Here is a 22,385-nt window from a genome sequence, read left to right as displayed (position 1 = left end):
CTCAGCTCCTCACCTCGGCGCCGAAGCGCTCTGCGGCCACGGCGGTGGCGGCCTCACGCAGCGCGGAGGCCTCGTCGGCGGTCATCGTGCGGTCCGGGGCGCGGAAGGTCAGACGGAAGGCCAGCGACTTCTTGCCCTCGGGCACCTGGTCGCCTGCGTAGAGGTCGAAGATCTCGACGTCCTCCAGTTCGGTTCCCGCACCTTCGCGCAGCGCCTCGGCCACCGCCGAGGCGGGGGTCGCCTCGTCGACGAGCAGGGCGACGTCCTGCCGGGAGACCGGGTAAGTCGAGAGCACCCCGGCCCAGGCGCGGGTGTCGGATTGGGTCAGCAGCGCATCGAGGCTGACCTCGAAGGCGACCGTGCGGGCGGGCAAGTCGAGGGTCTCGCAGACCTTCGGATGCAGCTCGCCGGCGTGGCCGAAGTGGGTGCCATCAGCGAAGTCGAAGCGTGCACAGCGTCCCGGATGGTACGGGGCGATCTGGTCAGCGGTCACGGTGAGCTCGAGTCCGCACGAGGCGGCGATCCGGTGCACCGTGTCGATGACATCGGCGGCATCGGCTTTCCGGCCGGCGCCGAGCACTCCGGGGGCTTCGGCGTAGCCTGCCATGATGCCGGCGAAGTGGTACGGCTGGGCTGGCACCGAGGCGAAGATCGCGGCCAGTTCGTCCTCGCTCGGGTGATACCCCGGGGCATAAGACTCGACTGGTGAGAGCTCGGTCCTCTGCGGCTGGGTCACGAGCCCGGCTTCGAAGATCGCGATGTCCTTGAAACCGCGGCCGAGGTTGCGGGCGGCGGCATCGACAAGGGTGGCGAGCAGGTGGGTGCGCATGAGCGGCTGGTCCTCAGCCATCGGGTTGGCCAGCCGGATGTTGGCACGGCGCGCGTCGCCTTCCGGGATGCGCAGCTCGTCGCTGCGGGCCTCGGAGGTGAACGGGTAGGTCAGCACCTCGGAGTAGCCCAGCGCGGTCAGCAGGTTCGAGATCCGCCGGCGTGCCGCCTGGGCGGCGTTGAGGCCCGTGCCGCCGGGGGCCACCGGCAGCACGGACGGGATGCGGTCGTAGCCGCCGGCGCGGGCGATCTCCTCGACGAGGTCGACGTCGTCGGTCAGGTCGGCCCGCCACGTCGGGACGGTGACCTCGAAGACCTCGGCTTCGGGGTCGGTGACCTGGCAGCCGACGGCAGCGAGCAGCCGGACGATGTCCGCACGGCTGTCCTCGGTGCCCAGCCGCCGGTTGGGCAGATCGGCTGCAAGCCTGACGGTGCGGGCCTGCGGGGCGTCCCCGGCGATGGTGATGGCCGGTTCGAGGGTGCCGCCGCCGAGTTCGACGAGCAGGTCCGCGCAGCGCTTGGCGGCCACCGGCCCGAGGGCGGGGTCGACGCCGCGTTCGAAGCGGCGGGCGGCCTCGCTCGGCAGCCGGTGCCGGCGGGCGGTGCGGGCGATCGAGATCGGGTCGAAGTGGGCGGCTTCGATGAGGACGTTGCGGGTCTCGGGGCCGACTTCGAGCTCGGCTCCGCCCATGACGCCGGCCAGCCCGATGATCCGGCTCTCGCCTGCCGCGCCGCCCTCATCGGTGATGAGGAGATCCTCGACATCGAGGGTGCGGGTGACGTCGTCAAGGGTGGTGAGCTTCTCCCCTGCCTGCGCGCGGCGGACGATGATCCGCTCGCCGAGGGCGTCGCGGTCGTAGGCGTGCAGCGGCTGGCCGAGTTCGAGCATGACGTAGTTGGTGACGTCGACGCTCAGGCTGATCGGGCGCATGCCGGCTTCGGTGAGCCGGCGCTGCATCCAGTACGGGGTCTGGGCGTTCGGGTCGATGCCGGTGACCTGCAGGGCGGTGAACCGGTCGCAGCCGGCCGCGCCGTGGATCGGGGCATCATCGGCCAGCTCGACTGGGTAGCCGTCCGCGGTGGGCTCCGGTGCCGGCTGGTCGGCTGGATCGTTGAAGTCCTGGCCTTTGAGCATCGCGAATTCGCGGGCGATGCCGCGCATCGACAGTTGGTAGCCGCGGTCGGGGGTGACGTTGACGTCGAGGGTGACTCGGTCGAGGCCGAGCAGTTCTCGTGCGTCGTCACCGGGTTCGCCGGTCAGCCCGAGGCGGGTGAGGACGATGATGCCCTCGTGGTCCTCGCCGAGGCCGAGCTCCTTGGACGAGCAGATCATGCCGTCGGAGATGTGGCCGTAGGTCTTGCGGGCGCTGATGGCGAAGCCGCCGGGCAGCACCGCGCCGGGCAGTGCGGCGGCGATGAGGTCGCCGGCTTGGAAGTTGTGGGCACCGCAGATGATGCCGCGCGGTTCGTCCTCGCCGACGTCGACCTGGCACCAGTTGACGGTTTTGCCGTTGGAGTGGGTCTCCTTCTCCAGTTCGAGGACCCGGCCGACGACGAGCGGGCCGGTGACCTCGGGGGCGATGAAGTCCTCTTCCTCCAGGCCGATGCTGGCCAGTTCGGCCGCGAGGACGCGCGAGTCGTCGACGACGGAGAGGTCGACGTAGTCGGCGAGCCATTCGAGTGGGACGAGCATCAGGCATTCACTCCAAACCGTGCTGAGAACCGCAGGTCGCCTTCGACCATGTCGTGCATATCGTTGATGCCCTCCTGGAGCATGAGCGTGCGCTCGATGCCCATGCCGAAGGCGAAGCCCTGGTAGACGTCCGGGTCGATGCCGGCGGAGCGCAGCACATTCGGGTGGACCATGCCGCAGCCGCCCCATTCGATCCAGCCGGGCCCGCCGACCTTATTGGGGAACCAGAAGTCCATCTCCGCGCTCGGCTCGGTGAACGGGAAAAAGCTCGGCCGCAGCCGGGTGCGCGATTCGGGTCCGAACATCGCGCGGGCGAATTCGTCGAGGGTGCCCCTGAGGTGGGCCATCGTGAGGTTCTTGTCGATCGCGATGCCCTCGACCTGGTGGAACACCGGGGTGTGGGTGGCGTCGAGCTCATCGGTGCGAAAGGTCTTGCCCGGGCATACGACGTACAGCGGGGCGCCGCGTTCGAGCAGCGAACGCGACTGCACCGGGGAGGTGTGGGTGCGCAGCACGAGGCCGGCTTCGACGGGCTCGACGAAGAAGGTGTCCTGCATCTGGCGGGCCGGGTGGTCGGGGCCGAAGTTCAGGGAGTCGAAGTTCAGCCACTCGGATTCGATCTCGGGGCCTTCGGCGACTTCCCAGCCGTGGCCGATGAAGTGGTCGGCGATGCGCTCCTGGATGAGCTGCAGCGGGTGGCGGGCACCGCCTCGGCGGCGGGCCGAGGGCAGGGTGACGTCGATCGCCTCGGCGACGAGCACCTCGGCGTCGCGCTGCTCCTCGAGCGCTGCCAGGCGGACGTCGTGAGCCTTCTTCACCTGTCCGCGGGACTGGCCGACGAGCTTGCCGGCAGCTGCCTTCTCCGACTTGTCGAGCGTGCCGATCTCCCGGTTCGCCAGCGCCAGCGGCGCCTTGTCACCCATGTGGGCCAGCCGGGCGGTCTTGAGCTCATCGAGGTTCGAGGCGGCATCGAACGCCGTCAGCGCAGCCTCGACGGCGGCGGCGACGGCGGACTCATCGCGCGGATCGACTGGCGCAGACATCTGCCTTCTTTCTGTTAGCGGACTCTCCATCGCATCCCGCGCATCCCGGCGCAGGAGCAGACCACGAGCCAGTCTAACGAACCGGGCACCGGCCTGTGACCGCGTCCGGCTGGTATTGCCTCACCGGGCGTGCCTGCCTAGTGTCCCACCTCGGCACCGACACCATCGGCCTCAAACGGCAGGGTGCCGGCCGGGTCGTCGGCGTCGACCTCTCCGGTGAGTCGCTGCGCCGGGCCAGAGAGCTGGCCGCTGAGTGCGGTGCCGACATCGAATACGTCGAGTCGAACGTCTACGATGCGAGGGCTGCTGTCGACGCCCGCGCCGGTTCTCACCTCGTGACAGGCGCCCTGCGTCTGCAGGCTGCAGTCGTAGAGTGAACCCATGTCGTCATCGCTACCGAATCATCGCGCCCTCATGACGGGGCTGACGATGGGAACGTGGCTCAACCCGATGAACTCGACGATGATCACCGTCGCGCTCATCGCGATCGCCCGGGACTTCGGGGTCGGGTTCGCTCACGTCAGCTGGGCCGTCACGGTCTTCTACCTCGTCTCCTGCACCGCCCAGCCGGTCCTCGGCCGGTGTGCCGACAGGTTCGGGCCCAAGAAGATCTTCGTCGCCGGGATGGTCGTCGTGCTCATCGCCACCGTGTGGTCGATGCTCGCCACCGGGATCGTCTCCCTGTCCATCGCCCGCGGCCTGCTGGCCGTCGGCACAGCGTGCGCCTACCCCTCGGCGGTGACGCTGCTCGGCGCCTGGATCCCACCGGGACCGGAGTCTGTGCGGGCACTCGGCCGCATCCAGGTCGTCAACACCCTCGGCATGGCCCTCGGCCCTGTCGCCGGTGGGCTCCTGCTGGCGGCCTTCGGCTGGCATGCCCAGTTCTGGCTCAATGTGCCCCCGGCACTGCTGGGCCTCATCCTCGTCGCCCGCGCCGCCCCGGCCGATGCGCTCACAGCCGGGCAACTCGAAGCAGGCCGGCCGTCCACTCCCGCTCTGGCGGAGGACACGGCGGCCACCGCCTCGGGAGCGGGTCGCAAGCGAGCGAACCTGGCGCTGTTCATCGACGTGCCCGGCATCATCGGGTTCACAGTGGCGATGAGTGCGTTCATCCTCGCACTGCTCGATTCGCTGCCCGGGCTCAGGCTTGCGCTGTTCGCGGTTGCGGTCATCACCGGGGCGGCGTTCGCGTGGTGGGAGCTGCGCGCCCCGCATCCGGTGCTCGACCTGCGCGAGCTCAAGGCGAACACCTCGCTGCTGCTGGTGCTCGCGCAGTTCGCGACGTTCAACGTCATCTTCTACCTGTGGATGTTCGGGTTCCCGCAGTTCTACGAGATCGCCCGCGGCTACCCGGTCGCGCAGGTTGGGATGCTCATGGCGGTGCTGGCGATCGTGTCGGCACTGTCGGTCATGCCGGCCACCCGGCTCATTACGCGGCTGGGTCTGCGGCCGTTCGTGTTCGGCGGCTGCGCGCTGCTGTTCTCGGCACTCGCGCTCATGTGGCTGGTGGGCACCGCTGGACACCCGGTGTTTGATGTGCTCATCCTCGCCGTGGCCGGAATGCCCTACGGGCTCATTCCGCTCGGCCTCAATCAGGGCATGTTCGCCTCAGCGCAGCGCGGCTCGGCCGGTGTGGCCGCCGGGCTGTTCCAGCTCACCCGCTACCTCGGTGCGGTCATCGCGATGGTCATCATGGCGCTCATCATCGGTGAGCAGTTCGAGCCGGCCCGCTGGCAGCCGCTCATCGCCGCGATGGCGGTCAGCGGGGTCATCGCACTCGGTCTCGTCGCGCTGTGGCGGCCGCCGAGCCTGCGCCGCTAGACGGTCAGAAGGTGTGCTCGGCTGCCGGGAAGGTTCCGGATTCGACGTCGGAGGCGTAGGCGCGGGCGGCATCGAGCAGGCTGGTGCGCAGGTCGGCGTACTGCTTGACGAAGCGCGGCATCCGCCCGCCGCGCAGCCCGGCCATGTCCTGCCACACGAGCACCTGCGCATCGCAGTCGGCTCCGGCGCCGATCCCGATCGTGGGGATCGACAGCGATTCGGTGATCGCCGCAGCAGCCTCGCCGGGGACCATTTCGAGGACGACGGCGAAGGCGCCGGCGGCCTCGACTGCGCGGGCGGTGTCGAGGAGTCCCTGGGCGGCGTCGCCGCGGCCCTGCACACGGTAGCCGCCGAGCTGATGCTCGGCCTGCGGGGTGAAGCCGATGTGGGCCATGACAGGTATGCCGCCGGCAGCGAGCTTCTCGATCTGGGGCACCATCTCAGTGCCGCCTTCGAGCTTGACGGCGTGTGCGCCGGCTTCCTTCATGAAGCGGGCAGACGTGGCGAAGCACTGCTCGGGCGATTCCTGGTAGGACCCGAAGGGCAGGTCGGCGACGACGAGGGCGCGCCGGGTGCTGCCGGTCACGGCCCGCACGAGCGGGATGAGCTCATCGACGGTGACCGGCAGGGTGGTCTCGTAGCCGTAGACGTTGTTGGCCGCCGAATCGCCGACGAGCAGGACGGGGATGCCGGCTTCGTCGAAGATCCCGGCGCTCAGCTGGTCATAGGAGGTCAGCATCGCCCATTTGACGCCCTGCTGCTTGTAGTCCTGCAGGTGGCGGATGCGCACGCGCCCGGCCGGCTGCGGGCCGGCGGAGGTCTGCGGCTGGGCGGAGCCCTGGCGTGTGCCGGTTCCGCTGCCGGATCCGTAGGGTGATGGCTGCTCGGTCATGGTGCTCCTCGGCTCGATGGGCGTCCGTTCAGTCTACGGACTCATGCCTGAACCGGCAGGCAGTTTCCTCCATCTGAGCTCGTAGCGCCACAGCGGCAGCCGGCGGAACTCTGCTCCGGGCAGCAGCTGGGCTGCTGTGCGGCGCACCTGGGCGTAGGAGTGCTGCGGCGGCCAGCAGGTGGTTGCCGGGTCGGTCTGCCAACCGTGCCGCAGCACCTGGAGGCGGTGGATGACGGCACCGGCTGCGTGGATGAGGTGATCGCTCGGCCGGGTCGGCCGGGCCAGGCCGATGACGATGAGCGTCCCGCCGTCAGCGGTGAGGCCGGCCAGCCGCGTGAGCGCTGCGGTGAGGTCGGGTAGGTGGTGCAGCACGGCCACGCTGACAACGGCGTCGAAGGCGGTGCCGAAGTCGTAGGTGAGCACATCACCGGTGATCCATGTCAATCCCGGCACGCGCGGAGTCACAGCGAGGTCAGCGGCACGGTCGATGGCGGTGACGGCATACCCTGCAGCGGCCAGTGTCTGTGCGAGCTGTCCGGTGCCGGCGCCGGCATCGAGCACCGTCCGAGTTGCTGGCGGCAGGGATGCGAGGATCCTCCGGTGGTAGTGAATGTTGTGGTTCCAGCCGCCTGCGCCATGCCGGCTCACATCAGCTGGCTGCGGGCGGATTCGTAGATGCAGATGCTCGCGGCGGTGGCGAGGTTGAGACTTTCGGCCTGGCCGTAGAGCGGGATCGCGACTGCGGCGTCGCACAGTGCGCGGTCGGCCTCGGGCAGGCCGTGGGCTTCGCTGCCGAAGACCCAGAGGGTCGGGCGGCTGAGGTCGAGGCCGGTGTCCCAGGGCACGTGCAGGTCGTGTGCCGGCGGGTGGGCATCGGCGGCGAGCACCTGCTGGCCGCGGGCGCGGGCGAGCTCAGTCACCTCGGACAGGCCGACGCCGGTGACGATCGGCAGGTGGAAGACGGAGCCGGCGGTCGAGCGCACGACCTTCGGGTTGAAGGCGTCGACACTGTTGGAGGTGATGATGACCCCGTCAGCGCCGGCGGCATCGGCGACGCGGATGACGGTGCCGGAATTGCCGGGATCGCGGACCTGGGAGAGGACGACGAGCAGCTTCGCTTCACCGGTCACCACTGAGGTGAGCTCAGCGGTGCGCTGTTCGCAGACGAGCACCACGCCCTGGCTGGCGACGGTGTCGGAGATGAGCGGCAGCAGCTCACCGGCGACCTGGCGCAGCCGCACCTTGCGCCTGCCGGCCAGTTCGATGAGGTCGGGATGGCGTGCAGCGGACTCAGCCGTCATGAAGGCGTCGACGATCGGCACCTCACCGGCCAGCGCCTCGCGCACGGCCTGGGGTCCCTCGACGAGGAAGTGGCCGGTCTTGTTCCGCCATTGGCGCTTGAGCAGCTTGCCGGCCTCTTTAATCCGCTTGGACTGCGGGGAGGTGAGCACCGGGCCGGTGAGGCCGGGGTGCACGGGCAGCTCAGCTGGCTGCGGAGAGTGAGGGGGTGTCGGTGCCATAGCTCAACCCTACCCGCAGACAGCACTCAGCCCCGGGTGGTGTTCCCGGGGCTGAGTGGGTGCGGTCGGTCACCGCTGCGGCCGTTGCCCGGCCGCCGAGTTCAGCTGTGTCAGGCTGCCGAGGTCTTGGCGGCGTTGACGTCGGAGGGCAGGGCCTCCTTGGCGACCTTGACGAGCGAGGCGAAGGTCGCTGCGTCGTTGACCGCGAGCTCGGCGAGCATGCGGCGGTCGACTTCGACTCCAGCGGCCTTGAGGCCCTGGATGAAGCGGTTGTAGGTCATGCCGTTGGCGCGGGCGCCAGCGTTGATGCGCTGGATCCACAGGCGACGGAAGTCGCCCTTCCGGGCCCGACGGTCACGGTAGCTGTAGACCAGCGAGTGGATGACCTGTTCCTTGGCCTTGCGGTACAGACGCGAACGCTGTCCGCGGTAGCCGGACGCACGGTCGAGAATGACCCTGCGCTTCTTCTTGGCGTTGATCGCCCTTTTCACACGTGCCACGTGTCACTCCTTATAAAGATCGGTGCGCGCACTCAGGTGCGCTCAGGCAGCAAGCCCGGTGTCTGCGTCTCAGGCCTTGCCCAGCAGCTTGCGGGCCTTGGCGGCGTCGCCGCCGGTCATGACCTGGTCGACGGACAGGCGGCGCTTGCGCCGCGAGGACTTGTGCTCAGCCAGGTGGCGCTTGTTGACACGCTCACGCATGACCTTGCCGCTGCCGGTGATGCGCATGCGCTTCTTGGCACCGCTGTGGGTCTTCTGCTTCGGCATAGTGCCGTCTCCTTATCGTTCTCTTGCGCAGCCGCGCCCGAGGCGGGGGCTGGCGCTGCACGGTGCGCTTCCCGACCATGGGGCCGGGAGGCCTCAAACTTATGCCTGGGCCTCGGCTTCGCGTTTCTCCGCCTTGGCCTGTGCTTCGCGCTCGCGGCGTGACTTCACCTCGGCGCTGGCACCCTTGGCTCCGCGGGATGCGCGGCGGGATTCCGCCTTGGCATCGGCCTTGGATCGCACGGGCGCAATGACCATGACCATGTTGCGGCCGTCGACCCGCGGAGCGGATTCGACCGTTCCGAGTTCGGCGACATCCTCTGCCAGCCGGTTGAGCAGCTTGATGCCCATCTCCGGGCGGGACTGCTCGCGTCCACGGAACATGATCATGACCTTGACCTTGTCTCCGCCGTTGAGGAAGCGGGAGACATGGCCCTTCTTGGTCTCGTAGTCGTGCTCATCGATCTTCAGTCGGAACCGGATCTCCTTGAGAGCCGTGTTGGCCTGGTTCTTCCGGGCCTCGCGTGCCTTCTGCGCCGATTCGTACTTGAACTTGCCGTAGTCCATGAGCTTGACTACAGGCGGCTTGGCCTGGGGTGCAACCTCAACAAGGTCGAGATCGGCTTCGCGGGCGAGGTCGAGCGCCTTGCGGATGGCGACGATTCCGACCTGCTCCCCGTTGGGTCCGACGAGACGGACCTCCGGGACTCGAATCCGATCATTGATACGCGGCTCGCTGATGTGCTCGCTCCTTCTTCACCAGATGATGATCACGACCGCTGAAAGGGAAAAGGCCCCCTTTCGGCGCATGCCAAGGGAGCCCAGACGAACGAACTGCGGATATCGCACCGCGTCGGCCGGCGAGAGCACTGGCCGTCATTCGAACCCGATCACCAATGATGATCCAGGTGGGAGCCGAGCTCCACTTTGCACGAAGTCCAGTGTACTACCCGTTGGGGCGAAGTGCACATCGAGCCGGAGAGGAGGCGGGTCGGCCGGCGGCGCATCTTGGCCGGCGGGGGTGCGTGTGGGAAGCTGGTGGGCATGACCGACGCATCTTCGCATTTCGAGTTCCAGCCCGAGCTGGCGGCTGCCCATGCGCAGGCCGCCCGCGACATCGCCGAGGTGCCGGCCCTGGAGATCATCTCCTCGGCAGCTCTGCACCTCATGAGCGCTGCCGCGGTCAAGTGCGGGCTGAGCGAGGACACCCCTGAGCAGAAGGCCGCAGACCTCATGGATCTCGATGAGGCCCGCAAGCTCATCACCTCTCTGGCCGGACTCGTCACCGCCGCCGCTCCGGAGATCGGCGACCACCATGCCCGCCCGCTGCGCGACGGACTGCGCAGCCTGCAGCTGGCCTTCCGCGAGGCGTCCACCGTGCAGGACGCGCCAGGTCAGGGACCGGGCGAGAAGTTCACCGGCCCCGTCTCCTGACGCTGCCGGGTCCAGCCCGGTTCTTCCGGAGGCCGCCGAGGCCCGCAGGCTGAGCCGGCATCCGCGGGCTCAGCCGAACATCTCAGCGGCCCGCAGCACTCCCCCGGCGTCGTCGAACTCCTGCCTGACGGCTGCGGCGAGCGCATCGTCGCAGAGGAAGTCGAGCGCCACCCCGGCGAGTCCATAGGCGCCGTCGAGCACACCCTTCTCGGCCGCCTCGGTGGCGGCTGCCTGCGCGAAACCGCGGGTGTGCAGGGCCACATCCGGTGCTGCGATCGCGAGCATCGGGTGGATGCCGGGCACCAGATAGCTGACATTGCCGAAGTCGGTGGAGGCGGCCAGCGTGTCGCTGACGACGCCGCGCGGCAGCGGTGAGCGCCCGCGCTCCTGCTGCCGGATCGACCAGCGTCCGGTGAGCGCCTGGTTCGCCCGCACCGGCATGCTCGGCGGATGCTTGTCCCAGCTCACCTCGACACCGCAGCCGGTCATGAGCGCTGCTCCGCGGGCGATGTTCTCGACCCGCTCGGACAGGTTCATGAGGGTCTCCGGATGCGAGGAGCGCACATAGAGACTGACCCGGGTGGATTCGGTGATGATCGACGCCCGGTCACCGCCCTCAGGAATGGCCGCATGCACGCGGTCGATCGGCGGCATCTGCTGCCGCATGAGTCCGATGCCCTGGTACAGCAGCGAAGCGGCGTCGAGGGCGTTGCGGCCCATGAACGGCTGCGCGGAGGCATGCGCGGCCACGCCGGTGAAGGTGACGTCGAGGACGCGGCGGCCGATCCACAGCACGTCGGCGGCATCGTAGCCGGCCGGGTGCAGCATGATCGCCGCATCGAGATCGTCGAAGGCCCCAGCCCGAGCCATGTATTCCTTGCCGGTGTGCCCCTCCTCGGCCGGTGTGCCGAGCAGCACCACCTGACCGGGCAGCTCCTCCGCGCGGCCGCCATAGGCCCGCGCGATCGCGAGGAACGCTCCGACTCCGGTGGCGGCGATGACATTGTGGCCGCAGGCGTGGCCGATCTCCGGCAGCGCATCGTACTCCGCGCAGATGCCGATCGTGCGGCCGGTGTCCGGTCCGAAGCGGGCGCACAGCGCTGTCTCCACTCCGTAAGCGCCGCGTTCGACCTCGATGCCAGCGGCTTCGACCTGCTCGGCGATGCGGGCAGCCGAGCGGTGCTCTTCGAAGGCGAGCTCGGCATAGCCGTAGATATCGGACGCCAGACTCAGCAGCTGCGGGGCGAGTTCGTCGACGGCGGCCCGCACCTTCGCGGTGGCGGATTCCGGAGCACCGGCGAAGGGGCTCTCCGGCGGTTCGGCGGCTGCTGCCCGGGCGTCCATCTCTGCGGTGAGCAGATGGAGATAGGTGGGATCCGGGACCGTGGGCTGACTGTCGGTCATGTGGGGTGCTCCTCCTCTTCGCGGAACTCAGCGCAGCGGCAGTGCCGCGGCCGTGGCCGGCGGCTGCAGGATCAGGACGCCGCTGCCGAGGCGGTGGGTGCCGGAGCAAGCGCCCACCGCCTCGGGAACGGTGATCAGAGCTGGATGGGGTTGCCCGGGCCGAGCGGCAGATCGAGGAAGAACCACAGGGCGAGCATTCCCAGCCAGGCGAGCCAGAACGGGATGACGAACGGCAGCATCCGCGACATGAGCGTGCCGATGCCGGCGTCGGGCTGGTAGCGGCGCATGAGGCCCAGCAGCACGATCATGTACGGGTTGAGCGGGGTGATGATCTGCGTTGCGGAGTCGCCGACGCGGAAGGCCGCCTGGGTGAAGGCCGGCTCGTAGCCGATGAGCGCGAACATCGGGACGAAGACGGCCGCCATAAGCGTCCACAGCGAGGAGCCGGAGATGATGAGCAGATTGAGGCAGGAGGCCAGGGCGACGAAGCCGATGATCGCGATGAAGCCGGTCAGCTGCATCGCTTCGAGTGCGGCCGCACCCTTGACGGCGGTCCAGGAGCCGATGCCGGTCCAGTTGAACAGCGCGATGAACTGGCCGAGGATGAAGGCCAGCACGAGGAAGGACATCATGTCCCCCAGCGCCTCGCCCATCATCGTGACGATGTCGGTCATGCCGGTGATCGTCTTGGCGATGACGCCGTAGACAACGCCGTTGGTGAAGAAGACGACGAAGACGATGAACACGATCGAGTCGAGCAGCGGCGAGGTCGGCAGGAAGCCGCCCTCCTCATTGCGCCACGGCGAGCTGGGGATGAGGAAGGCGAACAGCAGCAGCGCGGCCAGCAGGGCGGTGGCGATGCCGGCGCCGATGAGGGCCTTCCTCTCGTAGGGCTCGAGGTGGGGCGAGAGCTCGTCCTCACGCGTGTGCGGGTTGCCGTCCTCGTCGAGCTCGGTCTCCTCACGCGGGGTGTTGGTGCGCTCGAGCTGCGGTTCGAGGATCCGGTCGATGATGAATCCGGCGATGAGCGAGAGCACGATCGCCGAGGCGACGTTGAAGAAGTAGTTGGAGATCGGGTTGACCGCGGCGTAGTCGTGGCCGGGCAGGGAGTCCATCACTGCGGTGGTGATGCCGGCGAACAGCGCGTCGAGCGAGGTCGGGAAGATCGAGGTGGAGTAGCCGGCGCCGGTGGCGGCGAATCCGCCGAGCAGACCGGCGACCGGGTGGCGGCCGGCGGCTTTGAAGACGAGGGCGGCCAGCGGCGGGATGATGATGAAGGCCGAGTCGCCCATGACCGAAAAGCTGACGCCGACGAAGGCGACGGCGTAGGGCAGCATCCAGCGCGGAGCCGAGCTGAAGGTCACCCGCACGAGCGCAGCGAGCATGCCGGTCTTCTCCGCCACGCCGACGGCCAGCAGCAGCGGCAGCACGGTGGCCAGCGGCGGGAAGCCGACGTAGTTGGCGCCGATGTTGGCGGTGAACCAGGACAGCCCCTCACCGGTGAACAGGCCCTTGATGGCGACGGATTCGTCGCTGCCGGGGACTGAGACCTCGACACCGGCAAGCGCCATGAACGTCGAGATAACGCCGGTGATGAGGAAGAGTCCTAAGAACAGAGTGAAGGGTTCGGGAAGCTTGTTGCCGACGCGCTCGACTCCGTCGAGGAAGCGCTGGCCGATGCTCGGCTTGCCGGCGGTCTGGGGTGGGCTCGACATATCTATGGGGCTCCTGCGGGGAGGGTGATGCAGATCACTTCTGCGGTTCGGGCATCATCCTAGACGACTTCACCACAGCCGGCACTCGAATGATCGAACAGTCTCGGTGTCTGATATGCAGGACAGCGGCGGGCGCAGAATCCCGCGGAACTCAGGGCTGTGCAGCCGGAAAGTAAGGCTCACCTTTTCTTGAGTCATTCCAGAGAACTGTTAGGATGGGGGCATGTCTTCACCGACACCAGCTGAGACGATCCGGGCGGCCGGCCTGCGAGTGACCGCACCACGCCAGGCGGTCTTCGAAGTCCTGGCCGAACGGACCGATCATCCGGACGTCGAGCAGATCACCGCCCATACGCGCGCGCGGATCGGGAAGGTCTCTCACCAGACTGTCTACGATGTGCTCTCAGCTTTCGAACGCGCTGATCTGGTGCGCTGCATCGATCCCGCCGGGTCGGTGGCTGCGCGCTATGAGCTGCAGCGGCACGACAACCACCACCACCTCGTCTGCCGGGCGTGCCATCACATCCAGGATGTGCCGTGCCGGTCCGAAGGTGTGCCGTGCATGCACCCTGCTGAGGACTTCGGCTTCTCCGTCGAGCTGGCCGAAGTTGTCTACTGGGGGCTGTGCGATCGGTGCCAGGCCGCTGCTGCAGGAGCTGATCAGCCCGCAGCGAAGGCGTCCGTCGAGCAGTCGGCTGGCTAGAACAAGCAACCACTCCACCGCAACCCCATGTGCGTCGGCGTGCACACGCGCCACGCGCTTCACTTCAGGAGGACGTGTGACTGAGAAATTCACGACCAATGACTTCGGCATCCCGGTCGGCAGCGATGAGCACTCGCTGACCGTCGGCCCGAACGGCCCGATCCTGCTGCAGGATCACTACCTCATCGAGAAGCTCGCCCATTTCAACCGCGAGCGCGTCCCGGAACGCGTGGTGCACGCTAAGGGCGGCGGTGCCTTCGGTACGTTCACCGTGACCAACGACGTCTCGAAGTACACCCGCGCTGCTGTGTTCCAGCCGGGCACCGAGACCGAGGTGCTCACCCGCTTCTCGACCGTCGCCGGTGAGCAGGGCTCGCCTGACACCTGGCGCGATCCGCGTGGTTTCGCCGTGAAGTTCTACACCACCGAGGGCAACCTCGACATCGTGGGCAACAACACCCCGATCTTCTTCATCCGCGATGCCATCCAGTTCCCGGACTTCATCCACTCGCAGAAGCGAATGAGCGATTCGGGTCTGCGCGATCACAACATGCAGTGGGACTTCTGGACCCAGGTTCCGGCCTCGGCCCACCAGGTCACCTACCTCATGGGCGACCGCGGCATCCCGCGGTCCTGGCGTGAGCAGAACGGCTACGGCTCCCACACCTTCCAGTGGGTCAACGCCGAGGGCGAGCGCTACTGGGTGAAGTACCACTTCAAGTCGAACCAAAAGGATGAGTTCATCGAGAAGTACGGCCATGAGGGCTTCTCCGCTGAGGAAGCCGATCAGATGGCCGGCATCGATGCCGACTTCCACCGCCGCGACCTGTTCGAGGCGATCAAGGCCGGCAACTACCCGTCGTGGCGTCTGATGGTTCAGATTATGCCGTACGAGGATGCCAAGACCTACCGCTTCAACCCCTTCGACGTCACGAAGATCTGGCCGCATGAGGACTACCCGCTGACCGAGGTCGGTGTGATGGAGCTCAACCGCAATCCGGAGGACTTCCACTCCGAGATCGAGCAGGCTGCCTTCGCTCCGTCGAACCTGGTGCCCGGCACCGGCCTGAGCCCGGACAAGATGCTCATGGGACGCATCTTCGCCTACGCCGACATCCACCGCTACCGCATCGGTGCGAACTACGCACAGCTGCCGGTCAACCGTCCGAAGGCCGCTGTCAAGCACAGCTACTCGAAGGACGGCAGCATGTCCTACGAGAACTACCCGAAGGAGCAGCCGGTCTACGCGCCGAACTCCTACGGCGGTCCGCATGCTGATGCCTCCCGCGTGACGGAGAACAACCTCGTCGATGTCGACGGAGACGTACTGCGCTCGGCTCCGACGCTGCGCGAGGATGATGACGACTTCTCGCAGGCAGGTGCGCTCGTGCGCGAGGTCATGGACGATGCCGCCCGCGACCGCATGGTCGGCAACATCTCCGGTCACCTGCTCAACGGCGTGACCGAGGAGATCCTTGTCAAGGCCTTCGAGTACTGGAAGAACGTCGACGCCGATCTCGGTGCACGCGTGGAGAACGTCGTGCGCGCAGCCCAGAAGGAGAACGGCGGCACCAAGTCCACCCTCAACACGCCGAGCTGATCTGCTCAGCACTGCCGCAGACGCATGAGCGTCTGACGCAGCCGCTGCGGGGCCGCTGCCCGGGGAGAGATTCCCGGGCAGCGGCCCCGCTTCATGTGTTCGGTGTTGTCCGGTGTCAGAACTCCTCGTCTGCCAGTGCCGGGGTCTGGATGCTGCTGTCGACGTGGCGGATGAGCATATCGAGGGCGACGAGGTTGTGGCCGCCTTCAGGCACGATGAGATCGGCGCGGCGCTTCGCAGGTTCGACGTAGAGGTCGTGCATCGGCTTGACCGTCTCCAGGTACTGCTGTTCGACGGATTCGAGGGTCCGGCCGCGCTCGATGACATCGCGTTTGATGCGCCGGAGGATCCGCACATCGGCATCGGTGTCGACGAAGAGCTTGAGGTCGAGCAGGTCGACGAGCTCGGGTTCGGAGAGGATGAGGATCCCCTCGACGATGAGCACCGGGGCCGGGGCGATCCGGACGGTCTCCTCCGCACGGTTGTGGGCGGCGAAGTCGTAGACCGGGCAGTCGATGGGCTCACCGCTCATGAGGGTGCGCAGCTGCTCAATCATGAGCGCGGTGTCGAAGGCGTCAGGTGAGTCGAAGTTCAGCGCCGCCCGCTCCTCATAGCTGAGATTGTCATGCTGCTTGTAGTAGTTGTCGTGGTAGATGACGGAGGTGCGTCCGGCGAACCGTTCGACCAGCGCCCGGGTCAGCGTCGTCTTGCCGCTGCCGGTGCCGCCTGCGATCCCGATGGTGAATGATCGACTCACGTTCCCTCCCCTGGCCGGTCTGGTCATTCGTCCCAGCCTATAAGCTCAGCGGCTGCTGCGCTGACAGCCCCTCCCGAGGCGGCTGCTGGCCCGCGCTTCTGCCGCCGCCTTCAGCTCGGCTCGGCGTCCGTGAGCGTGATCGCGAGCGAATCGACGAGGCTGACGAACTCCTCGTGCGCGCTCAGCCGCTGCTGGAAGGCTGCGAGCTCGTGCTGCTGGGGCCGGCGGCTGACGCGGAGCACGAGCCGGATCTCCGGGCCGCTGATGTGCACGCTGCCGCTGCCCGGCTGCACGCCGATGGCGGTGATGAAGTCGCTGCCGGCCGCTGCTGCGGCGGCTGCCTTGGCCACCCGCTGATCGGCCCAGGCCGGGTACCAGTCATGGCCTTGGACGAAGGACCACAGTGCGGTGCGGCGCAGCAGGAAGGCGTGCGGGCTGCCGGGGTCGATGACGACGAGCTGGGAGTCCTCTTCGATCGCAGCCACGCACAGCCGTTCGCTTTCGATCGGCACCGGGCGCGCCGCATCGGCCCAGGCTGTGAGCGTGGGGATGTCGGTGAAGGCCGGGGTGCAATCCCGGCCGTCTTCGGCGGCCAACCGGACCATCGCCATCTCCGACTTGTTGTCGTGGACGAGTCCGCGCTCGTCGACGCTGTGCTCGACTGCCGCCGGCACCACCGGCGCATAGATGCGCACCTGTGCGAAGGCGGTGAGCACATCGCGGTGGCGCTGCGGATCCAGCGGCGCTGCGGCTGCGGCCTGCAGGGCGCGCAGCAGACCGGCATCGGCCTCCCCGGTGTCGCCGGAGAACGGATTGGGTTTGAGGTCGCGGCCCTGCCAGGGAGTGCCGGCCGAATCCGTCTGCCCGGCGGCGATGTGCGGCGGCAGCGCCCGGCTGCCCGGCGGCTGCGGTTCGGTCATCAGCGTCCTGCGACTTCGAGAGCTTCCTGGAGGGAGAACTTGCCGGCGTAGAGGGCCTTGCCCACAATCGCCGAGTCGACGCCGAGCGGCACGAGTTCGCGGATGGCGCGCAGGTCGTCGAGGCTGGAGACGCCTCCGGAGGCGACGATCGGCTTGTCGGTCCGGGACGCGATATCGCGCAGCAGATCGGTGTTGGGTCCCTGCAGGGTACCGTCCTTGTTGACATCGGTGACGACATAGCGGCTGCAGCCGGCTTCTTCGAGCTGTGTGAGGATCTCGTAGAGGTCGCCGCCCTCACGGGTCCAGCCGCGCGCGGCCAGGGTGGTGCCGCGCACGTCGAGGCCGATGGCGATCCGGTCGCCGTAGGCGGCGATGACCTCGGCCGTCCAGGCGGGGTTCTCCAGTGCGGCGGTGCCGATGTTGACGCGCTCAGCTCCGGTGTCGAGGGCGCGTTCGAGGGATTCGGTGTCGCGGATGCCGCCGGAGAGCTCGACCTTGATGGAGACGGCCTTCGTCACCTGTGCGAGCAGCGCGTAGTTCGTGCCGCGGCTGAAAGCGGCGTCGAGGTCGACGAGGTGGATCCATTCGGCGCCGCCGTCTTCGAACTGCTGGGCGACCTCGACGGGGTTGCCGTACTCCGTTTCGGTGCCGGCTTCTCCCTTGACGAGGCGCACGGCGGTGCCGTTGGCGACGTCGACTGCCGACAGCAGTGTCAGGGCGGGTTCGCTTGCAAGCTGTGACATGACCTCTTCTTTCATTTCTGCGCTGCGCTCAGCGTGCGGATCCAGTTGGCCAGCAGCGCGGTTCCTGCCCGGCCGGACTTCTCAGGGTGGAACTGGGTGGCCCAGGTGGTGCCGTCTTCGACTGCGGCGATGAACGGGCTGTCCAGACTGCAGATGGTGACGGCCGCCTCGGGTGGGGCGGTGGTGGCGGCATAGGAGTGGACGAAGTAGAAGCGCTCCGCGGCGATGCCGGCGAACATCGCGCTGCCGGCTGCTGCGGTGACGGTGTTCCATCCCATATGCGGCAGCACTGCGGCGTCGATGCGACAGACCGCGCCGTCCCACAGTCCGATGCCGTCACTCGTGCGGCCGTGCTCCGTTCCCGAGGTGTAGAGCACCTGCATGCCCACGCAGATGCCGAGCAGCGGGCGCTGCTGCCGGTGCCGCTCGCGGATGACGTCGACGGCGCCGGCGTTGTCAAGGGCGTCCATGACTGCGGAGAAGGCGCCGACGCCGGGCACGAGCAGGCCGTCGGCTGCCGCGGCCCGGTCAGGATCGGCGCTGAGCTCAGCTGTCGCGCCGGCGCGTTCGACGGCGCGCAGTGCGGAGTGGACGTTGCCGGCGCCGTAGTCGAGGACGACGATATCGGCGCTCATGTGCGGGCTGCTCCGAGCAGTCGGGTGATGCGCTGGGCGGAGACGCCGATGACGACAGCGGAGATGACGACACCGCCCCAGGCGAGCATGCTGCCGCTGAACACGGCGATGAAGCTGGCGATGACGCCGATGAGGCCCAGCAGCGCGACGACCATCCACAGCAGCGCGGTGCGGGCGATGGCTTCGCGCTGCGGGGTCATCGTCGCTTTGCTGGCTTCGAGCTTCGACATCTTCGAGGTGTCGATGTGGCCGTCGATGTCGCGCGGGGCGAGCGTCTCCAGCAGCAGCTTCTCGGTCTCCTCCGGCAGATTCGTCAGTGCCAGGCCGGCCGGCACATCGGCTTCGCGGCTGCCGTTGCGGTAGTGTCCGGCGTCGATCTGCTCATCATTGCGGGCCAGCAGCAGCACTTCGTGTTTGCCGGCCAGCTTCGAGATCGTCGCAGCGATCTCATTGCCTTCGGCGATGCTCGTGTCGTCGAGCACGATGGCGGAGAAGCTCCCGATCGGCACGACATCGCAGCGGATGCCGGACAGGGTGCAGGCGGCAGAGAGCTGCTCGGCCCTGCCGAAGGGGGTGACGATGACGGTCCGGCTCACAGGGCTCCCTTCGTGCTCGGCACGGCGCTGGTGCGCGGATCGTCTTCCAGCGCGGTGCGCAGCGCGCGAGCATAGGCTTTGAACTGGGCTTCGGCGATGTGGTGCGGATCGCGGCCGGCGAGCAGCCGCAGGTGTGCGGTGATGCCGGCGTGCACGGACAGCGATTCGAGGGCGTGGCCGACCAGCGAGCCGGTGAAGTGCCCGCCGATGAGGTGGTACTGCTGTCCTTCCGGCTCGCCGGTGTGGACGAAGTAGGGGCGACCGGAGATGTCGATGACGCACTGTGCCAGCGCCTCGTCGAGCGGCACGGTGGCATCGCCGTAGCGGCGGATGCCGGCCTTGTCGCCGAGAGCTTCGCGGATGGCGTCGCCGATGACGATCGCGGTGTCCTCGACCGTGTGGTGGACGTCGATGTGGGTGTCACCGGTGGCTGTCACCTTCAGATCGCACAGGGAGTGCTTGGCCAGCGCCGTGAGCATGTGGTCGAAGAAGGGCACACTCGTCGAAATATCGGCTGCTCCGGCGCCGTCGAGGTTGATGGTGACCTCGACGTCTGACTCGCTCGTGCGGCGAGCGGAGGTGGCGATGCGGCCTGTCATGAGTTCTCCAGGGTGTCGGGGTGAGCGGCGACGATGGCGGTGATGGCGTCGATGAATGCGCTGGTCTCTGCTGGGGTGCCGGCATTGACGCGCAGATGGCCGGGGATGCCGATGTCGCGGATGAGCACTCCGGCGTCGAGCAGCCGCTCCCACAGCAGCGCCGGATCGGCGACTCCGCCGAAGAGCACGAAGTTCGAGTCGGTCTCTGCGACATCGAAGCCGCGCTGATCGAGAGCGGTGACCATGCGGTCGCGTTCGGTGATGAGGGCCTCGACGTTCTCGAGCAGCGCCGGGGTGTGCTCCAGGGCTGCACAGGCGGCTGCCTGGGTCAGCGCTGAGAGGTGGTAGGGCAGGCGCACGAGCCGCAGCGCATCGATGAGCGCCGGGTGGGCGATCGCATAGCCCAGGCGAGCGCCTGCGAAGGCGAAGGCCTTGCTCATGGTGCGGGAGATGACGAGGCGCGGATGCTGCGGCAGCAGGTGCACGGCGGTGGTGTAGCCGGGACGGGCGAACTCGGCGTAGGCCTCATCGACGATGACGATGCCGGTGCTGGCGTTCAGCACCGCTTCGATGACCTCGGTGCGCAGTCTGCCGCCGGTCGGATTGTTCGGGGTGCAGAGGAAGACGACATCGGGCTGGTGCTCACGCACAGCAGCAACGGCGGTATCGGCGTCGAGGCCGAAGTCCGCTCCCCTGTCGACGGCGATCCAGCGCGCTCCGGTCGACTCGCTAATGAGCGGGTGCATCGAATAGCTGGGGACGAAGCCGAGGGCGGTGCGGCCAGGCCCGCCGAAGGCCTGCAGGATGTGTGAGAGGACTTCGTTCGACCCATTGGCCGCCCACAGCCAGTCAGCGGTGAGACCACCGACAGGCGTCGCACCGTCAGCGGACTGCCGACGAGCGAATTCCTGCACATAGGTCAGCAGGAGCTCCCGCAGCCGAGTGAACTCCCGGTCAGGATACCGATTCAGGCCGCTGAGCTCAGCGTCAATGGCCCGGCGCACCGCGTCGACGACCGACGGGGGCACCGGGTGAGAGTTCTCATTGACGTTGAGAGCAACGTCGACGTCGAGCTGCGGTGCCCCGTAGGGCTCTTTGCCGCGCAGGTCGTCGCGAATCGGCAGATCACTGAGCGAAAGCACCGCACCAGTCTATCGAGCCGGGACTTCAAGCTCCTGCCCGGGGTGGACGACCGAGGTCTCCAGGCCGTTCATCTCGATGATGGCGTGCATGGTGTCACGCGGGTCGCCGCCGCCGGCCGCCGCGCTGGCGATGCTCCACAGCGTCTGCCCCTCCTCAACGACGACGGTCTCAGCCGGGATCACCGGATCTGCACTGCCGATCGCCTGTTGGGGACGCACCATGAGCATCAGCAGCGCCACAGCACCGACGATGACGGCTGCCATCGCGATGGTGCGCAGCAGACGCAGACCCTGCTTGCCCCGCGGGGTCAGCCTCCAGGTGCGGCCTTCCGCACCAGTACGGCTCCAAGCGCTCATCACTGCTGTGCTCATGGTGTCCTCCTCAGATCCTGTCTTCCCTAGCAGGCTGGTGCGTTCTGCTCCGGCCCGGCGGCTTCCCTCCACCGGGCCGGAAGCTCGAACACATGTACTATTTAAGAACATATTCGAAGAAATGTCCAGTCACAGCGAACATCTGTGCGAAAATGGATTCGAACGCGAGCCCGCGGGCCTGCTGGACACACTGCCAGCAGGCACTGACATCGCTTGCTGACCAGCACAAACGCTCGACTGAACAACGGGGGAAGAAGGATGAGCGAACAGAAGAAGAGAGGCCGAGGCCGCCCGAGCAATGCGGACATCATCTCCGAGATCGAGGAGTTCCGGGCCCGCCAGGGCATCGACGAGGAGGCCTCGCTCAACATGGTCGGGGCTGATGACCGGCGGCTGACACCGCGGCAGAAGATCGTCCTGCAGACCATCGAACAGGCCGTCATCGACAACGGCTATCCGCCGAGCATGCGCGAGATCGGCAAGGCCGCCGGTCTGGCGTCGCTCTCCAGCGTCGCCCACCAGCTCGCGCAGCTCGAGCGCCTGGGCTATCTGCGCCGGGATCCGCGGCGCCCGCGCGCCATCGAGATCGTCAATCCGGCCGATGAGGCCGCCAAGGCGGTCGAGGAGGCCTTCATCGAGTCCTCGAATCTGGCCCAGGTGCCGGTACTCGGCCGGATCGCAGCCGGTGGACCAGTGCTGGCTGAGGAGTCGGTCGAGGATGTCTTCTCACTGCCGCGCCAGGTAGTCGGCAGCGGCGACCTGTTCCTGCTCAACGTCGTCGGCGACTCGATGATCGAAGCTGCGATCTGCGATGGCGACTGGGTCGTCGTGCGCAGGCAGCCCACCGCGGAGAACGGTGAGATCGTCGCGGCGCTGCTCGACGATGAGGCCACGGTCAAGCGGCTGCAGCGCCGCAACGGCGTGCAGTGGCTGCTGCCGGAGAACAAGGACTACGACCCGATCGACGGCACCTATGCCACGATCATGGGCATCGTCGTGGCGGTCATCCGCCGCGTGTGATCACTGCCCGCCAAGGATTCTGCGGCGCCTGCTCTTCGGAGCGGGCGCCGCAGTCGTCTCCGAAGTACTTGAGCTTACCTTGAACAGCTAGGGTGCAATAGCTTTACGAAAACTGTTGTGCTACGTGAACCAACTTTAACAACCGCCAACGAACGAAACCTAGGACCATTCAAACCCCGCAACT

At 67.6% G+C, this 22,385-nt stretch carries 24 protein-coding genes; 6 read left to right on the top strand and 18 right to left on the bottom strand.

The window, feature by feature from the left end; all coding sequences use genetic code 11:
• Position 1 precedes the first annotated feature (1 nt).
• Positions 2 to 2,521: a phenylalanine--tRNA ligase subunit beta gene (gene pheT / locus ACFFN1_RS11175; protein WP_376840813.1), complete on the bottom strand. Its 2,520-nt coding sequence runs from the start codon at positions 2,519 to 2,521 to the stop codon at positions 2 to 4.
• Positions 2,521 to 3,564 carry a phenylalanine--tRNA ligase subunit alpha gene (gene pheS / locus ACFFN1_RS11170; RefSeq protein ID WP_376840812.1) on the bottom strand — a complete coding sequence of 348 codons (1,044 nt, stop codon included), beginning with the start codon at positions 3,562 to 3,564 and terminating at the stop codon, positions 2,521 to 2,523. The genes pheT and pheS overlap by 1 nt, the downstream gene beginning before the upstream one ends.
• A gap of 140 nt (positions 3,565 to 3,704) precedes the next feature.
• Between pheS and ACFFN1_RS11165 the strand changes: the two genes are divergently transcribed.
• Both ACFFN1_RS11165 and ACFFN1_RS11160 read left to right on the top strand, forming a co-directional pair.
• Complete coding sequence (locus ACFFN1_RS11165) at positions 3,705 to 3,941, top strand: class I SAM-dependent methyltransferase (RefSeq protein ID WP_376840811.1); 237 nt, start codon at positions 3,705 to 3,707, stop codon at positions 3,939 to 3,941.
• A 4-nt stretch (positions 3,942 to 3,945) separates the two neighbouring features.
• Complete coding sequence (locus ACFFN1_RS11160; RefSeq protein WP_376840810.1) at positions 3,946 to 5,385, top strand: MFS transporter; 1,440 nt, start codon at positions 3,946 to 3,948, stop codon at positions 5,383 to 5,385.
• Between the two features lie 4 nt (positions 5,386 to 5,389).
• Here the strand turns inward: ACFFN1_RS11160 and panB are convergent, their stop codons facing one another.
• The 6 genes from panB to infC form a co-directional block, all read right to left on the bottom strand.
• Positions 5,390 to 6,277 (bottom strand): 3-methyl-2-oxobutanoate hydroxymethyltransferase, encoded by an 888-nt coding sequence (gene panB / locus ACFFN1_RS11155; protein WP_376840808.1) that lies wholly within the window; start codon positions 6,275 to 6,277, stop codon positions 5,390 to 5,392.
• A 33-nt stretch (positions 6,278 to 6,310) separates the two neighbouring features.
• Positions 6,311 to 6,925 (bottom strand): class I SAM-dependent methyltransferase, encoded by a 615-nt coding sequence (locus ACFFN1_RS11150; protein WP_376840807.1) that lies wholly within the window; start codon positions 6,923 to 6,925, stop codon positions 6,311 to 6,313.
• The gene (locus tag ACFFN1_RS11145; RefSeq protein ID WP_376840806.1) at positions 6,922 to 7,797 is read right to left on the bottom strand and encodes a TrmH family RNA methyltransferase; all 876 of its coding nucleotides are present in this window, start codon (positions 7,795 to 7,797) and stop codon (positions 6,922 to 6,924) included. Before ACFFN1_RS11145 ends, ACFFN1_RS11150 begins: the two co-directional genes overlap by 4 nt.
• Before the next feature lie 110 nt (positions 7,798 to 7,907).
• Positions 7,908 to 8,297, bottom strand: coding sequence for a 50S ribosomal protein L20 (gene rplT, locus ACFFN1_RS11140; protein WP_376840805.1), 390 nt, complete (start codon positions 8,295 to 8,297; stop codon positions 7,908 to 7,910).
• A gap of 69 nt (positions 8,298 to 8,366) precedes the next feature.
• A complete protein-coding gene (rpmI, locus tag ACFFN1_RS11135; RefSeq protein ID WP_102162652.1) occupies positions 8,367 to 8,564 on the bottom strand; it encodes a 50S ribosomal protein L35 in 198 nt (65 codons plus the stop codon).
• Positions 8,565 to 8,663: 99 nt separating this feature from the next.
• Positions 8,664 to 9,275 (bottom strand): translation initiation factor IF-3, encoded by a 612-nt coding sequence (gene infC / locus ACFFN1_RS11130; RefSeq protein WP_376840839.1) that lies wholly within the window; start codon positions 9,273 to 9,275, stop codon positions 8,664 to 8,666.
• Positions 9,276 to 9,605: 330 nt separating this feature from the next.
• Between infC and ACFFN1_RS11125 the strand changes: the two genes are divergently transcribed.
• Positions 9,606 to 9,995 (top strand): DUF1844 domain-containing protein, encoded by a 390-nt coding sequence (locus ACFFN1_RS11125; protein WP_376840804.1) that lies wholly within the window; start codon positions 9,606 to 9,608, stop codon positions 9,993 to 9,995.
• 69 nt (positions 9,996 to 10,064) lie between these two features.
• Here ACFFN1_RS11125 and ACFFN1_RS11120 read toward each other — a convergent pair whose 3' ends face one another.
• Both ACFFN1_RS11120 and ACFFN1_RS11115 read right to left on the bottom strand, forming a co-directional pair.
• Positions 10,065 to 11,399 carry a M20 family metallopeptidase gene (locus ACFFN1_RS11120; RefSeq protein WP_376840803.1) on the bottom strand — a complete coding sequence of 445 codons (1,335 nt, stop codon included), beginning with the start codon at positions 11,397 to 11,399 and terminating at the stop codon, positions 10,065 to 10,067.
• A 134-nt stretch (positions 11,400 to 11,533) separates the two neighbouring features.
• On the bottom strand, positions 11,534 to 13,114 hold the full coding sequence (locus tag ACFFN1_RS11115; protein ID WP_376840802.1) for an AbgT family transporter: 1,581 nt from the start codon (positions 13,112 to 13,114) through the stop codon (positions 11,534 to 11,536).
• 223 nt (positions 13,115 to 13,337) lie between these two features.
• Between ACFFN1_RS11115 and ACFFN1_RS11110 the strand changes: the two genes are divergently transcribed.
• Together ACFFN1_RS11110 and ACFFN1_RS11105 are read left to right on the top strand one after the other, a co-directional pair.
• Positions 13,338 to 13,817 (top strand): Fur family transcriptional regulator, encoded by a 480-nt coding sequence (locus ACFFN1_RS11110; RefSeq protein WP_376840801.1) that lies wholly within the window; start codon positions 13,338 to 13,340, stop codon positions 13,815 to 13,817.
• 76 nt (positions 13,818 to 13,893) lie between these two features.
• Positions 13,894 to 15,417: a catalase gene (locus tag ACFFN1_RS11105; protein WP_376840800.1), complete on the top strand. Its 1,524-nt coding sequence runs from the start codon at positions 13,894 to 13,896 to the stop codon at positions 15,415 to 15,417.
• A 115-nt stretch (positions 15,418 to 15,532) separates the two neighbouring features.
• Here the strand turns inward: ACFFN1_RS11105 and udk are convergent, their stop codons facing one another.
• From udk to ACFFN1_RS11065, 8 genes are all read right to left on the bottom strand, one after another.
• Positions 15,533 to 16,174 (bottom strand): uridine kinase, encoded by a 642-nt coding sequence (gene udk, locus ACFFN1_RS11100; protein WP_376840799.1) that lies wholly within the window; start codon positions 16,172 to 16,174, stop codon positions 15,533 to 15,535.
• Positions 16,175 to 16,284: 110 nt separating this feature from the next.
• Positions 16,285 to 17,094: an SseB family protein gene (locus ACFFN1_RS11095; RefSeq protein WP_376840798.1), complete on the bottom strand. Its 810-nt coding sequence runs from the start codon at positions 17,092 to 17,094 to the stop codon at positions 16,285 to 16,287.
• Complete coding sequence (gene priA, locus ACFFN1_RS11090; protein WP_376840797.1) at positions 17,094 to 17,837, bottom strand: bifunctional 1-(5-phosphoribosyl)-5-((5-phosphoribosylamino)methylideneamino)imidazole-4-carboxamide isomerase/phosphoribosylanthranilate isomerase PriA; 744 nt, start codon at positions 17,835 to 17,837, stop codon at positions 17,094 to 17,096. Before priA ends, ACFFN1_RS11095 begins: the two co-directional genes overlap by 1 nt.
• Before the next feature lie 11 nt (positions 17,838 to 17,848).
• A complete protein-coding gene (gene hisH, locus ACFFN1_RS11085; protein WP_376840796.1) occupies positions 17,849 to 18,472 on the bottom strand; it encodes an imidazole glycerol phosphate synthase subunit HisH in 624 nt (207 codons plus the stop codon).
• The gene (locus tag ACFFN1_RS11080; protein WP_376840795.1) at positions 18,469 to 19,068 is read right to left on the bottom strand and encodes a hypothetical protein; all 600 of its coding nucleotides are present in this window, start codon (positions 19,066 to 19,068) and stop codon (positions 18,469 to 18,471) included. Before ACFFN1_RS11080 ends, hisH begins: the two co-directional genes overlap by 4 nt.
• On the bottom strand, positions 19,065 to 19,667 hold the full coding sequence (gene hisB, locus ACFFN1_RS11075; protein WP_376840794.1) for an imidazoleglycerol-phosphate dehydratase HisB: 603 nt from the start codon (positions 19,665 to 19,667) through the stop codon (positions 19,065 to 19,067). The genes ACFFN1_RS11080 and hisB overlap by 4 nt, the downstream gene beginning before the upstream one ends.
• The gene (locus tag ACFFN1_RS11070) at positions 19,664 to 20,809 is read right to left on the bottom strand and encodes a histidinol-phosphate transaminase (RefSeq protein ID WP_376840793.1); all 1,146 of its coding nucleotides are present in this window, start codon (positions 20,807 to 20,809) and stop codon (positions 19,664 to 19,666) included. Before ACFFN1_RS11070 ends, hisB begins: the two co-directional genes overlap by 4 nt.
• 9 nt (positions 20,810 to 20,818) lie before the next feature.
• The gene (locus ACFFN1_RS11065) at positions 20,819 to 21,181 is read right to left on the bottom strand and encodes a LysM peptidoglycan-binding domain-containing protein (protein ID WP_376840792.1); all 363 of its coding nucleotides are present in this window, start codon (positions 21,179 to 21,181) and stop codon (positions 20,819 to 20,821) included.
• Positions 21,182 to 21,550: 369 nt separating this feature from the next.
• On the opposite strand from ACFFN1_RS11065, the gene lexA reads away from it, so the two are divergent.
• Positions 21,551 to 22,201, top strand: coding sequence for a transcriptional repressor LexA (gene lexA / locus ACFFN1_RS11060; RefSeq protein ID WP_376840838.1), 651 nt, complete (start codon positions 21,551 to 21,553; stop codon positions 22,199 to 22,201).
• The last annotated feature ends 184 nt before the right edge of the window (positions 22,202 to 22,385 follow it).

Origin of the sequence: Brevibacterium otitidis, from assembly GCF_042429315.1 — a bacterium.
Lineage (GTDB): Bacteria > Actinomycetota > Actinomycetes > Actinomycetales > Brevibacteriaceae > Brevibacterium > Brevibacterium otitidis.
This window is presented reverse-complemented; position numbering and strand designations above follow the sequence as displayed.

What these genes read in the sequence shown, in the direction of transcription:
- pheT (WP_376840813.1), bottom strand. Translation starts at nt 2,521, where the DNA reads ATGCTCGTCCCACTCGAATGGCTCGCCGACTACGTCGACCTCTCCGTC.
- pheS (WP_376840812.1), bottom strand. Translation starts at nt 3,564, where the DNA reads ATGTCTGCGCCAGTCGATCCGCGCGATGAGTCCGCCGTCGCCGCCGCC.
- ACFFN1_RS11160 (WP_376840810.1), top strand. Translation starts at nt 3,946, where the DNA reads ATGTCGTCATCGCTACCGAATCATCGCGCCCTCATGACGGGGCTGACG.
- panB (WP_376840808.1), bottom strand. Translation starts at nt 6,277, where the DNA reads ATGACCGAGCAGCCATCACCCTACGGATCCGGCAGCGGAACCGGCACA.
- ACFFN1_RS11145 (WP_376840806.1), bottom strand. Translation starts at nt 7,797, where the DNA reads ATGGCACCGACACCCCCTCACTCTCCGCAGCCAGCTGAGCTGCCCGTG.
- rpmI (WP_102162652.1), bottom strand. Translation starts at nt 8,564, where the DNA reads ATGCCGAAGCAGAAGACCCACAGCGGTGCCAAGAAGCGCATGCGCATC.
- ACFFN1_RS11125 (WP_376840804.1), top strand. Translation starts at nt 9,606, where the DNA reads ATGACCGACGCATCTTCGCATTTCGAGTTCCAGCCCGAGCTGGCGGCT.
- ACFFN1_RS11120 (WP_376840803.1), bottom strand. Translation starts at nt 11,399, where the DNA reads ATGACCGACAGTCAGCCCACGGTCCCGGATCCCACCTATCTCCATCTG.
- ACFFN1_RS11115 (WP_376840802.1), bottom strand. Translation starts at nt 13,114, where the DNA reads ATGTCGAGCCCACCCCAGACCGCCGGCAAGCCGAGCATCGGCCAGCGC.
- ACFFN1_RS11110 (WP_376840801.1), top strand. Translation starts at nt 13,338, where the DNA reads ATGTCTTCACCGACACCAGCTGAGACGATCCGGGCGGCCGGCCTGCGA.
- ACFFN1_RS11095 (WP_376840798.1), bottom strand. Translation starts at nt 17,094, where the DNA reads ATGACCGAACCGCAGCCGCCGGGCAGCCGGGCGCTGCCGCCGCACATC.
- priA (WP_376840797.1), bottom strand. Translation starts at nt 17,837, where the DNA reads ATGTCACAGCTTGCAAGCGAACCCGCCCTGACACTGCTGTCGGCAGTC.
- hisH (WP_376840796.1), bottom strand. Translation starts at nt 18,472, where the DNA reads ATGAGCGCCGATATCGTCGTCCTCGACTACGGCGCCGGCAACGTCCAC.
- hisB (WP_376840794.1), bottom strand. Translation starts at nt 19,667, where the DNA reads ATGACAGGCCGCATCGCCACCTCCGCTCGCCGCACGAGCGAGTCAGAC.
- ACFFN1_RS11065 (WP_376840792.1), bottom strand. Translation starts at nt 21,181, where the DNA reads ATGAGCACAGCAGTGATGAGCGCTTGGAGCCGTACTGGTGCGGAAGGC.
- lexA (WP_376840838.1), top strand. Translation starts at nt 21,551, where the DNA reads ATGGTCGGGGCTGATGACCGGCGGCTGACACCGCGGCAGAAGATCGTC.